Raw genomic sequence first — 15,381 nt, forward strand, 5'->3', positions numbered from 1 at the left:
TCACCGCTCCGAGCGGAGGTCCAGCATGTAGAAGACCTTGTCGAAGCGGCGTTCCCCGACGGCGACGAAGGCGGGGAGGCGGCCGTACTCGCTGAAGCCCAGCGTCCGGTAGAGCCGCAGGGCGTTGGCGTTGTCGCCACGGGCGTCCAGGGTGAGGACCTCGATCCCCGCCCGCCTGGCGTCGGCGATCAGGCCGGCGGTCAGCGCCCGGCCGATGCCACGGCCGTGGGCGTCGGCGTCGACCGCGAGCTTCTCCAGATCGGCGTGCGGACGGTGGGTCGGCCGCGCGTAGCGCAGCCAGTACCCCAGGCCGGCCGGCTGATGGCCGACGTAAGCGACCCGCAGGGACGCGTCACCGGCGCGTACCGCGGAGACGACATCGTCGAGAAGCGCTGACACCTCCTCGAACGAGGGAGGGGCAACCCAGCCGAGCGCGGCGCCCCCGGCCACCAGGTCCGCCAGAATCCGGTGGGCCGACGCGACGAACCGGGCCCACCGGTCCGGATCGGACGTCAGTTCCACCGCGTCGATGATGACGGGCTCACCCCTGGCTCCGTCACTAGTCATGGCCGTCGTGTCCATGCCTGGCAGCCTAACCGGGGCATTCCCGGAGGCCCTCCGCCCCGGCGCCGGACGGGAAGACCGCCAGGCCGGTGGTTGTAGGGGCGGGGGGCTCATGGAGGGACAGGAGGGGGTGGGACCAGAGCGCTTGCCAGAGCAGGAAGTAGCAGATTCGGCAGGCGTGGAGGGGGTGCTGGTCGCCGCCCCAGGGGCCTATGTCCTCGCCGGTGTCGGCGACTTCGCTTCCGGTGTCGCCGCACCGGTGGCAGGGTCTGCCTTTCGCCCAAGTCGCTTGCGCCCAGAGGGCTTCGGGGGTCATGGTGCTCGTCGGCCTCGGGTTTGGCGGGGCGACGGCGGCCGGTGGTAGTTCAACAGCACGTCCACGCACTTCTGACACCAGCACACCGGCACTTCGCACCCTTTGCCGAGGATGACGGCCCCCTCCAGGGCTCTGGCTTCTCGGGGGAGGGGGCGGCGGCACATGTAGCAGTGCGTGGCCGCGTCGGGTACGTCTTCTTCGACCTCGGGCCCGGCGGTCACCGGTACCTCAGCTTCGCCCAGACGATCTTCCCGTTCGGTACGGGCCGCACGCCGACGCCATCCGCGAAGCTCCGTACGCAGTTCAGCCCCCGGCCATGCTCGGACAGCTCCCGCAGATCCAAGCCGGCCACGTCCGGCTCCGCCTCTGAGCTCGCGCCCGGGCCCGTGTCCGGGGCCGCGCCCGGGCCCGTGTCCGGGGCCGCGCCCGGGCCCGTGTCCGGGGCCGCGTCCGGCTTCGCCTCCGGGGCCGCCTCGGGGAAGACCACCAGCACCGGAGAGAAGTCCCGCACCTCGATCACGATCGCGTCGGGGCGACGCCGCATGCCCAGGCGAAAGTGCTTGTCGCCTGTGTGCTTGACGTTGCACACGAGTTCCGTCGTGACGAGACGTGCGTCCTCGACGCGCTCCGCCAGCCCCCAGAGGTGCATTTGGGCCGTCACCAGTTCCCTGATGAACGGGAGGCGGTACGGGTCGTACTCCATCGCCCAACTCCTTATGGCTCGCTGATTCTTCGCGAGTACCGCCGATGTGCCGGTGACCGTCATCGCCATGGCTGGCTGCCGCCTCACTGCTCGCTCACGCTGCCGGTGGGGGTGAAACCGTTTGCGGGGCAGGAGGCCCGGTTTCTCTAGGCGTGCGCCGTGCCGGGTGCTCTCCGTTCGTCGCCAACTCATGAGATGTGCTGGGGAGTCGACGGTGATGCGCTGCACCTGGGAACGAGCCGTTGGCCGGTTGTTCTGGTGCGACGCCTCATACGATGGGTCCAAGTTCTGTTGTTCTGCAAGTTGTTGGCTAGCAAATCTCTGAACTCCACCCTTAGGGGTGATTCGCCATCGGTGATCGGGGAGGATGCTCGGTGGTGCCGTACTGTGCGGCGGGAATTCACAGGCCATCAAGGGGGAGACCGCCGTGGGTCAACAGACGCTACGGACCGCACGTCGCCGCAGGCTGGGGGCGGAACTGAGGACGCTCCGGGAGGCCGCGCAGGTCTCCGTGGAGACGGCGGCGCGAAGGCTTCACGGCGACGGTTCCAAGATCAGCAGAATCGAGACGGGGAGCTATCGCGGCTCACGGCTTGAGCTGGAGACCCTGTTGGACCTCTACGGAGTCCCGGAGCAAGGCAAACTGCGGGAGCGGCTGATTGCTCTGTCGACCCAGGGCCGGCAGCGCAGTTGGTGGCGGCAGCACGGTGACGTTCTGGGGCCGGGGTTCAAGGAACTGCTGATGCTGGAATCCGACACCGTGAGGATCGCGGCCTTTCAGCCGCTGGTCATCCCCGGCCTTCTCCAGACCAAGGAGTACGCCGCCGCGGTCATTACGGGCTCGGGTGAACCGCTGTCGGCGGAGGACATCGACTTCTACGTCTCCCTGCGCTTCGAGCGGCAGCAGGTTTTCCAGCGGAAAGAACCGCCCCAATACGTGTGCTACGTGACCGAAGGTGTAGTACGCCAGGTGGTCGATACCCCTAGAGTGATGGCCGACCAGCTCCGTTACCTCGTGCACATGCACGAGCGCTTTGGGATCGCCATTCAGGTCATCCCGTTCCGAGGCCCCTATGTCAGTGTCGGGGGCGCCTTCACGCTCTTCACGTACCCCGACCCCATGGACCTCGATATCGTCTATGTCGAGCATCTGGACGGCACGTTCTTCTTGCAAGAGGATGCCACGATTTCGAAGTACCACAGGGCGATCGAGGTGCTGAGGTCGGCGGCGCTATCGCCCGCGCAGTCCACGAAGTTGATCTCATCGATCGCCCAAGAGCTTGACCCGTAGGAAGAGAGGTTCTCTCGTGATGCGGCACAACCTGCCCGAGCGGAACTGGACCAAGTCGGCCTACTGCGGGGCGCAGCAGGCCGATTGCATCGAGATGCAGTCCACCGCCGACGGGCTGATAGCCGTGGGCGACAGCAAGGCTCGTGCCTTGGGTGCGTTCGTCTTCCTGCCGGCGGCATGGGCGGAATTCGTCGGTGCTGTGAAGCGTGGTGAGTTCGGCACCGTATAGCGGGATTGAGGGCATGGTTAAGGCCAGGGTGCCCGGTAGTCCATCTTCGGTGAGTGGAAAGGAGCCATTCTGTGATCCGGAATGACCTGCCAGAGAGCCGATGGAAGAAGTCCTCCTACAGTGCGGACCAAGGGGGAACGTGCGTCGAAACTCAGGCCATTGATGGTGGGCTGGTCGCCGTGGGGGACAGCGAGGCTCGCGCCCTGGGCGCGTTCATCTTCCTGCCGGTGGCGTGGGTGGAATTCGTTGGTGCTGTGAAGCGTGGTGAGTTGGGTGGCATGTAGCGGTCCTGCAATGCGGCGAAGCCGTCGCCGTTACCCGCGCGGATCTCCGGACTTCGTCCGTGCCGTTCGCATGTGGGCCTTCAGCCGCTGTCGCTGAGCCACGGGGCTGGGGAGGCGCCCACGGCCCATGGTCATGAGCAAGTTGGGCGGCGCCTCTGGGCAGGTGGCGGGCGTGGCTGTCGCGTGGGGCGGTATTGGGGGTGGGTCGGGTGCGGGTTTCGTCTCGGACCCTGCGGGTCCAGAACGCCAGCAGCGGCAGGGGAGGGGGCGGGGCGGGCTCGGTTCACTGCCTGCGGGCGGGTTCGCACCTGAGGTTAGAGAGGCTCGCTGCGCATAGCGCTGGCCGCTGCCGCGAAGCGGTCGCGGTGGTGTCGTCGAGCGCGGGGGCGGGGTGGCTCGGGCCTGTGATCCAGGGGACCAGCGGCGGTGGGGCGGAGGTTGGTTGGCTACCTGGCGGCCGGTGTGGAGTTCGGGCACCTGCGCGGCTGCCGCGTGGGGCGGCATTGCGCTTGGTCGACTGCGGCTCTCGTCTCGGACCCTTCGGGTCCAGAGCGCCGGCAGCGGCAGGGAAGGGGGGCGGCCGGGGTCGGTTCACTGCCTGCGGGTGGGTTCGCAGTTGGGGTTAGGGAGGCTCGCTGCGCATAGCGCTGGCCGCTGCCGCGAAGTGGTTGTGGTGGGGGCTTCGGGTGCGGGCGGGGTGGGGCTCGGGCCTGTGATCCAACGGCGGGCGGTGGCGGGTGGCGGCGCTGCGCTTGGGGGCACTGGCCGGGGAGGGTTCCCGCCCGTAGAAGAGCGGTCCGAGGCCGGGGGAACTCCGCTCTGACAGCCAGCGCGTCCCGTATGCCCGATACGCCAGGCCCGCCATTCAACAGAGTGCGCTTACCGCCCGGTTCCGGGTCCGGTATGGCGCTTTTGTCGGGCGGCAACTCCACCCTACCTGTGAGTAACAGCCTGTCGGCGGCCAGCGACAGGGCGGGGCGAGCCTTCTCTCGCCCCGGCCACCCCTTCCTGCCGCCGCTGGCGCGAAGTAGCCATGGTGAGGGCTTCGGGTGTGGGCGGGGTGGGGCTCGGCGGCGCGCGGCGGAGAGGTTTTCCGCCCGCAGAAGAGGTCCAAGTCCGGGGGTGGGGTGGGTTCTTCGGCTGGCGGTGGGGTGCTGCCGCGTGGGGCGGCATTCGGCGTGGGCGGGCGCAGGTTTCGTCTCGGACCCTGCGGGTCCAGAGCGCTGGCAGCGGCAGGGGAGGGGGGTGGCCGGTCGCGGTTCGCTGCCTGCCGCCGTGTTCGGGGCTGGGGTTAGGGAGGCTCGCTGCGCTTGCGGCTGGCCGCTGCCGCGAGGTGGTTGTGTTGAGTTGGTGAGGTGCGGGGGTTTCGTGGTTGCGGTGCTGTGATCCATGAGCGGCGGGGAGGGGGGCTGGGGTCCGTTCGTTGTCCGTCGCCTGGCCTGAGGTCGGGGCTGCGAGGGGCTGCGCTGTGCTCCGCAGGGGTACTCGTGGGTAGGGTGGAGTTACCGCCCGACAAAAGTGCCTTACCGGACGCGGAAGTGGACGGTAACCCCACCCTGTTGTCCCATCAACTTCGCAGGCTGGGCATATCGGGCACGCGGACCGTCCGGTGAGGGTTTCCCCACCTCAAGGCCCCGTCCGGAGGGTGGAAAGTGCCCCCGGGCCCCTAGCCCCGCCCCACGCGCACCGCAGGGTGCCGCACCCCACTGCCTCTGCTTGTGATCACAGGCCCGAGCCATCCCGCATCCGCACCCGAAACCCCCACCACAGCCACTTCGCGGCAGCGGCCAGCGCTATGCGTAGCGAGCCTCTCTAACCTCAGCCGCGAACCCACCTGACAGGTAGTGAACCGAGCCCGGCCCGCCCCCTTCCCTGCCGCTGCCGGCGTTCTGGACCCGCAGGGTCCGAGACGATGCCCGCAGTCGACCGGGCGCAATGCCGCCCCATGCGGCAGCACGCAGGTGCCCGAACTCCACACCGGCCGTCAGGTAGCCAACCAACCTCCGCCCCACCGTCGCTGGTCCCTTGGATTACAGGCCCGCGCCACTCCCGCCCCCGCGCTCGATGACCCCACCGCGACCGCTTCGCGGCAGCGGCCAGCGCTATGCGTAGCGAGCCTCCCTAACCTCAACTGCGAACCCACTCGCAGGCAGTGAAACCCGCCCAGGCCGCCCCCCCTTCCCTGCCGCTGCTGGCGCTCTGGACCCGAAGGGTCCGAGACGATGCCCGCAGTCGACCCACCCCCAATGCCGCCCCACGCGGCAGCCGCGCAGGTGCCCCAACCCCACACCGGCCGCCAGGTAGCCAACCAACCCCCGCCCCACCGCCGCTGATCCCTTGAATCACAGACCCGTGCCACCCCCGCCCCCGCGCTCGACGGCCCCACCGCAACCACCTCGCGGCAGCAGCTAGCCGCAAAGCGCAGCGAGCCTCCCTAACCCCAGCCCCGAACCCACCCGCGCCCAGCAAACCGGCCCCGCCCCGCCCCCTCCCCCGCCGCTGCCAGCGCCTTGGACCCGCAGGGTCCGAGACGAAACCCGCACCCGACCCACCCCCAATACCGCTCCACGCGGCGGCCGTCCGTGACCCCGGCACGCCGAGGCCCATCTCGTCTGGACCGCCATGGCCCTGATGACCCGCCCTCTGACAAAACCGGTGGCCGACTGGCGCGAACCCAAACCCCCGCCGCCCCCCCCGCCACCCCGCCGTCCGGACACGGCGGATCAGGCTGCGCCCCTGGACCGTCCGCCTCGCGCCCGTACCGCTGACCCGCCAGAACTCACGGACGACAGCTTCCGCAGCACCGCCTCCCTCACCTCATGGGTGCGCCCTTCATCCCCTGGGATGAAGGGCGCACATGCGGCCCCGTTTCAGGTGAGGCGCCTGCGGTGGTCAGTGCGGCATGCCCCGCTCGGGGGCAGGCTTGTCATGCGGCCCGCTGCGGGCCCCGGTCGTTGCGGCCGAGCTCGCGGGGACGACGGGACGGGGGTCAGCTGGGCTGGTCGCCGGTGTAGCGGTAGATCTCGCCGGCGGTGTTGAGGTGCCAGGCGGTGCCGTCGGCGCCGGCGGCGATGTCGGTGGCGGTGCCGGGGATCTTGATCCACGGGTTGCCGCCGCTGGCGTCGTTGTTGGTGTAGCGGTAGATGCTGCCGGCGGGGTCGACGCCCCAGACGTTGGTCCGGGAGCCCACCGCGATGCGCTTGAGGCTGCCGGAGACGCCCACCCACGGGTTCGCGCTGTCCTGGTCCCCGGTGTAGCGGTAGACCTGGTTGCCGCCGTTGACGCCCCACACGGTGCCGTCAGCCGCGGCCCCGATGTCGCTCAGGCCCCCCGGGATCTTGGTCCAGGGGCTGGTGTCGTAGTTGGTGTACCGGTAGATGGCGCCGGCGGAGTCCACCCCCCACACGTTCGTCCGGGATCCCGCGTCGATGCGGACCAGGCTGCCGGAGATGCCTTTCCACGGGTTCGCGCTGTCCTGGTCCCCGGTGTAGCGGAAGATCTGGTTGCCGCTGTTGACGCCCCACACGGTGCCGTCGGAGCCCGCCCCGATGTCACTCAGCCCTCCGGGGATGTTCTGCCAGGGGGTGGCGTCGTAGTTGGTGTGCCGGTAGATGGCGCTCCCCGCGTTCACGCCCCACACCGTCGTCCGGGATCCCGCCGAGATCGCGCTCAGACCGCCCGCAACCTTCACCCAGTCCGCCATGCCGAACCGCCCTTCGTCGAACCGACTTGGGCTGCCATCCTGGGCCCGGAGCGGGACGGACGGAATGGGCGAATATTCGTTCTAATGCCAAACGAGACAGCGCATCCGTGTTTCATCCGTACCGCCTGGGCGGGGGCCGGGCAGGAGCGGCCCGGCCAGGAGTATTTCGGCTCGAAATGACGTCCTACCCGGAGAGGATCGACACGAGAGCCGATCCGTGCCTCCCCCGGAGGCGGGAGAAGGGCAAGCACGGACAGCCGAAGCGATAGCGGCTGTGCTGCTTCGCTGCTTCCCATGGCTGTGTTGCACGACACCGAGGACGGTACCGCTACTTCAGCCGGGCAGCGGGGCCCAGATCCAAGCATCGCCGGTGAGCGCCTGCCCGCGATCAGCGGTCACTGGCGGAGTCGGGAACGGTACTCGCCCGGGGGGATGCCTCGGGCTCTTCGGAAGGCGCGGCTGAAGGCGTGGGGCGAGGCGTAGCCGACTGCGCCGGAGATCGATTCGACCGGCTCGTCGGTGTCGCGGAGGCGGATGGACGCCAGGTCCATGCGCCACTGCGTCACGTACGCGCCCGGCGTCTGTCCGAGGGCGGACCGGAAGTGTCTGGACAGCGTGGTCCGGGAGACCGCCGTCGCGGCGGCCAGGGACTCGGTGGTCCAGGGGTGTTCCGGGCGGGCGTGTACGCGTTCCAGGGCGTCGCGCACGACCGGATCGCGCATCGCGCCCAGCCAGGAGCCGGAGTGCTGTTCCGGGTGGCGGGCCAGCCAGACGCGTACGAACTGGATGAGCAGGAGGTCGACGATGCTGTTGACGGCGGCGGTGGTGCCGATCTGCGGCTGTGCGAGCTCTGCCGTGAGCAGCTCGACGGTCTTTCTGAGCTGCGCGTTCTCCCGGCTCGTGACGTGCATCGGCCGGACCAGGGAGGTGAGTACCGGCGTACTCACCTCCGGGTCCTGCTCGTAGCGCAGGATGAGCACTTCCGTCTGCGCCGACTCCGTGCCCAGGCGCAGGGCGCTGCCGTCCGTGAGGGCCTGGTCCGTCGCCTTCCGGTCGCAGGGGTTCATCGTCGTACCGGGCCCGCCGGCTATCCCGTGGGCAGTGCCCGGCGGCAGCAGGACGGCGTCTCCTGCCCGCACCTCCAGGGGTTTCCCGCCCGGGACGTGGAGCCACATCGTGCCGCGGGACACCACGTGCAGTGCCGCTCCCGGGGAGGACTCCAGCCACAGGCCCCACGTTCCGCCGGCCTTCAGTACGACCCCGAGCGCCCCTCGCGCACCCGTTACGCGCAGGGCCTCCGCGAGTACGTCCATCGTTCCATTCTCATCGACGAGTCGACGAGTCGACGAGTCGACGAGTCGACGGGTGTCGGACTCAGACCACGTCAAGAACGATCTTTCCGTGCACCTCCCGCGCGAACAGCGCCCGGACGGCGTCGGCCACGTCCCTCCAGTCGCCCCGCAGGCCGACCGGCGCCGAGAGCTTCCCGGCGGCCACGAGGCGCATCAGGTCCGTCAGGTCCCCGCTGGTCGGGGTCATGTCGCCGTAGGTGGCGATGCTGCGGGGTTCGCCGAAGCCGAACAGGGTCCCCGACGGGAACGCGGTGTCCTGCGCCGAGCTGTAGCCGACCACGTGGATGGTGCCGCCCTCGGCGAGGGAGTTCCACGCCTGGACCGTCAGCGGCCCACCGACCGTGTCCAGGACGAGGTCGAACCGGTACGCGGTCTCGGCCAGGTCGGTCAGGACCTCGTCGGCCCCGAGTTCGCGGAGTCCGGCGGCCCGGTCCGGCGAACCCACGAGCGCCGTCACCCGGGCGCCCGCCAGCGCCGCCAACTGGACGGCGAAGTGCCCCACGCCCCCGCTGGCGCCGGTGATCAGGACGTCGCGCGCCAGCAGGGAGCGCTTGCGCAGCACCCGCAGCGCGGTGACTCCGGCGATCCCCAGCGCGGCGCCGTCGGCCAGATCGACGCCCTCGGGGACGGTGCCGAGCGAGGCGGGGCCGACCGCCACCCGCTCCGCCCACGCGTGGGCGGACATCCCCAGCGCGACGCGCGTGCCTTCGGGCGGTCCCGAGCCGTCGGCCGCGGCGCGCACCACGACGCCGGCCGCGTCGTGGCCGTGTACGGCGCCGGCCGGCCACCTGTGCAGGTAATTCAGTTCTCCGAAGTTGAGGCCGATGTGCCGTATCTCGACCAGCGCCTCGTCGCCGGCCGGTATGGGCTCATCGACGTCGGCGAATCGGACGGGTCCGGCCTCGCCGTGATCGACCACAAGGGCGCGCATGGGATGTTTCCTTCTCTCGGGGTGCTCGGGCGGGGTGCTCGGGGCACTCGTGGATGCATCGTGATGCGCCTCAACGCTCGGCGCGGGAGCGGGCGGAGCGCGCGAATGCCGCACCGCCGCCTCCTTGAAACCCTCATCCAGGCCCAGCGCGGCGACCAGCCCCGTGAGAACCGATCAGTTGACGATCTGTGTCAGTGGGCCCCGTACACGGATCAGTGGGCTCCGCGCACGGATCAGTGGGTCCCGAGTACGGATCAGTGGGCCCCGGTCACGGCGTCGACCAGCATGAAGGCGGCCACGGCCAACAGGGCCGCCGCGAAGATGCGTTGCAGGCGGGGCCCCGAGACCTTGGCGGCCAGGCGTTTGCCGTCCCAGGCGCCCAGGACCGCGGCCGCGATGAACGGGCCGATCACCGCCCAGTCGAGCGAGGCGGCCGAACCCGAGCGAGTGGCCAGGGAGGCCAGGGAGTTGGTCGAGATGACCAGCAGGCTGGTGCCGACCGCGTTCTCCATCTCGAAGGACAGCACGGTGACCAGGGCGGGGACGGCGAGGAAGCCGCCGCCCACCCCGAGCAGTCCCGTCAGCGCGCCCAGGCCGGCCCCGGCCCCGGCCGCTTTGACCGGTCGTACGCCGTCGCCCCCGGCACCATCCGAATCGTCCGCACCATCTGAATCGTCCGCATCGGCGGCATCGGAGGGCCGGAGCATTTTGACGGCCGCGAGGGCGGCTATGGCGGCGAAGGCGATGGTGAGGGCCTCTTGGGGCAGATGGGCCGCGGCGGCGCCGGCGGCCGCCGCCGGAATGATTCCGGCGGCGGCGAACGCGGCCCCTGCCTTCCAGCGCACGTGCCCGGCGCGGGCGTGGGCGTACAGGGCGGTCAGGGATGTGGCGGTGACGATGATCAGGCTGGCGGTGGTGGCCGCGGCCGGCGTGAAGCCGAGCAGGTAGATCAGCGCGGGCACCGCGAGGACGCTGCCGCCGCCGCCCAGCGCACCGAGCGCCAGGCCGACGACTGCTCCCGCGGCTAGGGCCAGGATCAGGGCTGTCACGCTATTCGCCCCCTTTCACCGCGTCCGCCGTTCCCGACGGCGCGCGGGCAAACCGAGCGGCCGAGACGGGACCGTTCGCGGCCGAGGTGACGCAGACAGCCAGGACGGTCAGGACAGCCAGAACGGTCAGGACAGTCAGAACGGTCCGAGCCGGGACCGTGGCAGGAGACGAGCATCGTGTGCCTTCTGTGCCGGAGGAGCACGGGATTCAGGGGGGCAGGGCCGGGTGACGTCCAGGCCCGCGTCGGCGGCGGCCTCGAAGCCGTCGTCGATGGCGACGACCTTCCGCCCGGTCGCGTCCAGGAGGGAGGCGGCGATCGCCGCGCGCATCCCGCCCGCGCAGTGCACCCACACCGTGCCGTCCGGCACCTCGCCGAGCCGCCCGTGCAGCTCGTGGACCGGAATGTGCGCCGAGCCCTCGATGTAGCCCTCCGCCCGCTCGGCGTCGCGGCGCACGTCCAGCACCACCACGTCCTCGCTCCGCTGGTGTACATGCGCTCCCTGGAACGACCGTACGGAACATGTACGTCCGAATGAAACCGGGTTGGGCGGCCATGATGTCGGCGGCGGGCTGCCAGGCGTCGAGATACGCGCTTTCCCGCTCCTCGTCGATCTCGATCGGAATGATCACGACATGGCGATTTTCCATTTACTGCCTCCTTCGATGCCCGGCTCCAGGGGAGCCGGGGCTTTCCGAAGGCAGACTGCGCGCACGCGTCTCAGAGCCGCGACAAGCGTTGCGAAACCGGCAACTCGCGGTTCAGGCCGGGTCGTCCGCCAGTTCCGCGACGCCCGTGATCCGGTGCAGCGGGTACGTACGGACCTCGTCGGCCGTGTGGTCGTACGCCGTCACGAAGCCGCCCTCCACCCGCACCGGCGCGATGACGCGCTGGCTGGCCGCGCCGTCCGCGTTGACGTAGCCGATCCAGACGGCGGAGCCGGTGAGGGCCGCCGCCTGCATGGTGGCGAGGGTCTCGGCGGACGTCGTGCGGGGCAGTCGGCCGTTCGACGGGGGTGGGGAGGCCACGGAGGTCTCGGCCGGCTTGCGTTCGGCGGTGGCCGCGAGGTCGCCGGCGCGGATGGCCCGTACCGCCGCGCCGAGCAGCGTCTCGTCCGGGACCGGCGGGCCGTCCGGTACGGGCGTGGGGGCGGTACGGGCCGGGGTGCGGTGGACGTCGGCGCGGGCCACCACGACGTCGCCCTCCGCGGACTCGGCGGCCGGCGCGTACCCCATGGCCCGCAGCCCCTCCAGGAGCGCGTCGGGCGGGGTCTGCGCGGCGAGGACCGTGGGGGCCAGGCGGCGCAGCCGCAGGTTCGCGGAGCGGCGGTCGGCGAGGATCTCGGCGAGCAGCGCGTCGTCGTCGCAGCGCAGGTAGGCCGAGGCCGAACCCACCCGCAGCCGCCCGTGCCTGCGGGCCACGTCGTCGATCAGGTACGCGAGCGGCTGCGGCACCGGCGTCCGCGAGTGCTCCGCCAGGAACGCCTGGAGGTCCGCCGCGCTGCGGCCCGCGTCCAGGGCGCGCCGCACCGAACCGGGCGTGAAGCGGTAGACCGTCGCCCCGCCCTTCGACTCCACGTCCGCCAGCACGTCGAGCATCGCGGCCAGGGGGCGTTCCAGCGGGCCCGGCGCCACCGCCGTCAGGTCCGCCTGGAGGAGTACGTGGTCGAGCGGGGTGGGCAGGAGGGGGGCCAGCAGTCCCGCCGCCTCCTGGGGGTCCGGGCCCAGCAGCGCCCGGCCGTGCGCGGCGAGCGCGCCCCGGCCCGTGACGCCCAGCAGTTCCGCCTCCGCCAGCGTCCAGCGCGCGAGGCGCGAGCGGAGGTCCGGCGTCTGCGGAGCGGCGGGGCCGCCGCGCGGCGGGCGCTCCCAGCGGAGCCGCGCCAGCAGCGAGTCCGGGGTCACCGCCGTGCCCTCCGGCGCCTCCGACAGCAGCCGCAGCACGCGGGCCCGTACCTCCGGCGCCGGGGACCGGTCCAGGTCGGGGCCGAGCGCCGCGAGCGTACGGGCCTTCGCGTCGCGCGTACCCACCAGCCCCGCCGTGCGGGTCCCGGCCAGCCACGCCGTCGCCAGCCGGAGCCAGCGGTCCTCGGCGGGGAGCGCGAGCCAGTCGTCGTACGCGGGCGTCGGCGCGTAGCGCTCATCGGCCTCGCCGTCCGAGGCGAGCAGCCCGGCCCCGTACGCCAGCTCGGCCCAGAACGCCGCCACCGGCTCCGTCACGTCCAGCGCCGCCGCCGTCCGCTTCAGGTCGCGCACGCTCAGCCCGCCCGCCCGCAGCACGAGCGGGCCCGTGCCCGTCTCCCACTCCTTGAGCAGCTCCTCGACGGTGGCGAGCGCCGTGAACGCCTGGCCCGCCGCCGACGCGTCCACCGCCCGCGCCCCGTACTCGGCGGCCGGTACGAGCTCGGGCGGCACCGGCTCCGGCGCACGGTGCGCCAGCCCGCCGCGCAGGTGCAGCGCCGCCTCCCGCGGCAGCACCACGTTGCCGGGCGCGGCCGGCAGGAGCAGGCCGCGGTCCAGCAGCCACTGGAGGTGCGGGGCGGGGTGCGCGGTCACGGAACCGTACGGCGGGCCCCACAGCAGCCGGTCCAGGACCTCCGCGGACTGCGGCGGGGCCTGGTCCAGCAGCGCCGCCATGCGCGTACGGTCGCCGAACAGCTCCGCCAGAGCCGTGACGGCCGAGACCGGGTCATGCGTCGGGGGCAGCCCGGCCGCGCCGATGATCTCCTGAACGCGGCCCGGCGACATGCCGGACGTCGCCTCGGCCACGGTGGGGCCGAGGCCGGTCGGCGACGGGTTCGAGGGCGACGGCGACAGCAGCTCGCGCGCCGTACGGACGAGGCGCAGCCGGTCCTCCGCGCCCCAGACGAGCGCCTGCGCGCGGAGGACCGCGACGGCGTGCGGCAGCCGCCGGGCGGTCTCCGCCGCCTCCGGGCCGGGGTCGTCGCCCGTCATGAGCGCGGTGAGGCGTTCGTACGAGCAGGGGTCCGGGGCCACCGCCAGCGCCTCGGCGGTCTGGAGGGCGAACCGGTCCAGGCGCTCCAGCGCCCGTACGACGGAGGCGCGGGTCCCGGCGCGGGTGGCGAGCTGAGTGAGGTCGCCGGGCACGGGCGTGAGGAGGTCCGGGCGGGCGTGCAGCAGGGCGGCGAGGCCGTCGTCGGGGCGGGTGCGCAGCTCTTCGGCGAGCGTGCGGGGCGCTCCTGGAGGTGTGTCGCTGTGGGCGGGGTCCCGATGCCGCGCGGTGGTCATTCTGCCTACGGTACCGGAGCGCCCCGCCGGGCTTGTGGGGGTTCGGGTGCGGGGGCGGGTCGATCTGGTGGGGGCTGGCGGGGGCTGGTGGGGCGCCTTCACGGCCCTTCATACGTATGTACGGGCGTACGGGCGTACGGGCTGTGCGGGGCCGGGGGGCGACTCAAGGCGCCGTCCCGTACGGCCCGCGCGGGGTGTTCGCGGGGGTGGGGCTCGGCTAGCGTCGCCAGTGGCACGCGCGCACCTTCGCACTCCCTGGTTCAGACCGCGTCTCGACGTCGAGTTGAGGGGAATCACCATGGCAGCGACAGCATCCGGCGCAGGCACCGGTTCCGGCCCCACCCCCGACCAGGTCGGGGAGATGTACGACGAGTTCGGCGACATGCTCGCCATGCTGCTCGGCGGCACCGCCGTCCACATCGGCATGTACGTACCGCACGGCGACCGTCCGCCCGTCACGTCCCTGGTCGGCCTCGCCGACGCCGGGCAGGATCAGCAGACCGAGTTCCTGATCGACAGCATCGACCTGAAGCCGGACGCCCATCTGCTCGACATCGGGTGCGGCACGGGCGGGCCCGCGATCCGGCTGGCGGAGCGCAGCGGGGGCCGGGTCACCGGGATCACCGTCAGCCGCGGGCAGCTCGCCCACTGCGAGGAGCGGCTGCGCGCGTCGCCGGCGGCGGAGCGGGTGGAGTTCGCACGGGCGAACGCCATGCAACTCGACTACGCGGACGCCTCCTTCGACGCCGCCTGGTCCATCGACTGCATCCCGCACCTCTCCGACCGCCCCGCCGGGCTCCGCGAGGCGCACCGCGTGCTCCGGCCCGGCGGCCGGTTCCTGATGACGGAGTTCGCGCTGCGCGGCGTCCCGGAGGAGGCGGGCGTGGCCGCCTACACCGAGCTGTGGACGTGTCCGCCGCCCCGGCCGTTCGCCCAACTGCTCGCGGAGGTGGAGGAGGCAGGGTTCCGCGTCACGAAGGTCCAGAGCATGACGTCCAACGCGGTGCTCTCCGGCGAGCTGATGAACGCGCTCTACCAGGAGCGGCGCGAAGAGATCGAGGAGCGGTACGGGAAGGAAGTGACGGCCCGCACCGACGCGTTGATCAGGCCCTTCCGCGACTTCTGCCGCGACAACGTCGACTACTACCTGCTGTTGCTGCGCAAGGAGGGCTGAGGGAGGGCGGCGCGGTCCTTCGCGGCTGGACGCGGCGTTGATCTTTCCTTGATCCGCTTCTGCGAGGGTGGCGGTGACGGCCGGGCGGAATCCGAAGCCCGGCCCTGTCACTGAGGAGTTGACGACCATGAAGAGAGTCACGCCGTTAGTCGCCGCCCCGGCCGCGGTCCTCGCGCTCGCGGGCGCCGCCATGCTGGGCGCTTCCCCCGCCTCCGCCGCCCCGGCCGCCCCCGCCCCGGCGGCGCGGGCGGCGCACGTGTGCGAGGCCGTCGCGGAGGGCAACGAGGCCAAGACCGCCGACGGCTGGCGGGCGCTCACCGAGTGGAACGTGAGCTGTACCGAGGGCCGCACGGTGCGGGTCGAGATCGAGTACGGCGACGGCCGGACCGTGACCAAGGAGCAGGCGGTGGCGGCCGGGGCGACCTGGAAGGACGCCGACGTCCTGCCGACCGCGCGCGGCGTGAACAGCATCGTCTCCTTCTTCGAGAACGGTGAGCCGCTCACCCACTACTCCATCGTCTGGGACTGACCCACCGGCGCC

At 71.7% G+C, this 15,381-nt stretch carries 12 protein-coding genes and 2 pseudogenes; 5 read left to right on the forward strand and 9 right to left on the reverse strand.

The window, feature by feature from the left end; translation table 11 throughout:
- Complete coding sequence (locus AB0I49_RS09475; protein WP_363226405.1) at nucleotides 1–567, reverse strand: GNAT family N-acetyltransferase; 567 nt, start codon at nucleotides 565–567, stop codon at nucleotides 1–3.
- 530 nt (nucleotides 568–1,097) lie between these two features.
- Nucleotides 1,098–1,583 (reverse strand): ATP-binding protein, encoded by a 486-nt coding sequence (locus AB0I49_RS09480; protein ID WP_363226251.1) that lies wholly within the window; start codon nucleotides 1,581–1,583, stop codon nucleotides 1,098–1,100.
- Between the two features lie 427 nt (nucleotides 1,584–2,010).
- Here AB0I49_RS09480 and AB0I49_RS09485 point away from each other — a divergent pair, with 427 nt between their 5' ends.
- The 3 genes from AB0I49_RS09485 (at nucleotide 2,011) to AB0I49_RS09495 (ending at nucleotide 3,387) form a co-directional block, all read left to right on the forward strand.
- On the forward strand, nucleotides 2,011–2,874 hold the full coding sequence (locus AB0I49_RS09485; RefSeq protein WP_363226252.1) for a helix-turn-helix transcriptional regulator: 864 nt from the start codon (nucleotides 2,011–2,013) through the stop codon (nucleotides 2,872–2,874).
- Nucleotides 2,875–2,893: 19 nt separating this feature from the next.
- Nucleotides 2,894–3,103 (forward strand): DUF397 domain-containing protein, encoded by a 210-nt coding sequence (locus AB0I49_RS09490; protein ID WP_363226253.1) that lies wholly within the window; start codon nucleotides 2,894–2,896, stop codon nucleotides 3,101–3,103.
- Between the two features lie 71 nt (nucleotides 3,104–3,174).
- Nucleotides 3,175–3,387 carry a DUF397 domain-containing protein gene (locus AB0I49_RS09495; protein WP_363226254.1) on the forward strand — a complete coding sequence of 71 codons (213 nt, stop codon included), beginning with the start codon at nucleotides 3,175–3,177 and terminating at the stop codon, nucleotides 3,385–3,387.
- 2,989 nt (nucleotides 3,388–6,376) lie between these two features.
- On the opposite strand, the gene AB0I49_RS09500 is transcribed toward AB0I49_RS09495, so the two are convergent.
- The 7 genes and pseudogenes from AB0I49_RS09500 to AB0I49_RS09530 all read right to left on the reverse strand — a co-directional run bounded on the left by AB0I49_RS09500 (nucleotide 6,377) and on the right by AB0I49_RS09530 (nucleotide 13,666).
- Nucleotides 6,377–7,090: a tectonin domain-containing protein gene (locus AB0I49_RS09500; RefSeq protein WP_363226255.1), complete on the reverse strand. Its 714-nt coding sequence runs from the start codon at nucleotides 7,088–7,090 to the stop codon at nucleotides 6,377–6,379.
- Between the two features lie 395 nt (nucleotides 7,091–7,485).
- On the reverse strand, nucleotides 7,486–8,403 hold the full coding sequence (locus tag AB0I49_RS09505; protein WP_363226257.1) for an AraC family transcriptional regulator: 918 nt from the start codon (nucleotides 8,401–8,403) through the stop codon (nucleotides 7,486–7,488).
- Between the two features lie 61 nt (nucleotides 8,404–8,464).
- Nucleotides 8,465–9,373: a zinc-binding dehydrogenase gene (locus AB0I49_RS09510; protein WP_363226258.1), complete on the reverse strand. Its 909-nt coding sequence runs from the start codon at nucleotides 9,371–9,373 to the stop codon at nucleotides 8,465–8,467.
- A gap of 254 nt (nucleotides 9,374–9,627) precedes the next feature.
- Nucleotides 9,628–10,422, reverse strand: a complete 795-nt coding sequence (locus tag AB0I49_RS09515; protein ID WP_363226259.1) for a sulfite exporter TauE/SafE family protein — start codon at nucleotides 10,420–10,422, stop codon at nucleotides 9,628–9,630.
- Between the two features lie 228 nt (nucleotides 10,423–10,650).
- Nucleotides 10,651–10,908 (reverse strand): annotated as a pseudogene (locus AB0I49_RS09520) (rhodanese-like domain-containing protein); the annotation flags it as partial.
- Between the two features lie 85 nt (nucleotides 10,909–10,993).
- Nucleotides 10,994–11,071, reverse strand: a pseudogene (locus AB0I49_RS09525) (hypothetical protein); the annotation flags it as partial.
- A gap of 111 nt (nucleotides 11,072–11,182) precedes the next feature.
- Nucleotides 11,183–13,666, reverse strand: a complete 2,484-nt coding sequence (locus tag AB0I49_RS09530; protein ID WP_363226260.1) for a helicase-associated domain-containing protein — start codon at nucleotides 13,664–13,666, stop codon at nucleotides 11,183–11,185.
- Nucleotides 13,667–13,964: 298 nt separating this feature from the next.
- Between AB0I49_RS09530 and AB0I49_RS09535 the strand changes: the two genes are divergently transcribed.
- On the forward strand, nucleotides 13,965–14,840 hold the full coding sequence (locus AB0I49_RS09535; protein WP_363226261.1) for a methyltransferase domain-containing protein: 876 nt from the start codon (nucleotides 13,965–13,967) through the stop codon (nucleotides 14,838–14,840).
- Nucleotides 14,841–14,967: 127 nt separating this feature from the next.
- Nucleotides 14,968–15,369 (forward strand): hypothetical protein, encoded by a 402-nt coding sequence (locus tag AB0I49_RS09540; protein WP_363226262.1) that lies wholly within the window; start codon nucleotides 14,968–14,970, stop codon nucleotides 15,367–15,369.
- Nucleotides 15,370–15,381: the final 12 nt, after the last annotated feature.

Source organism: Streptomyces sp. NPDC050617, assembly GCF_040654795.1.
Taxonomy (GTDB): domain Bacteria; phylum Actinomycetota; class Actinomycetes; order Streptomycetales; family Streptomycetaceae; genus Streptomyces.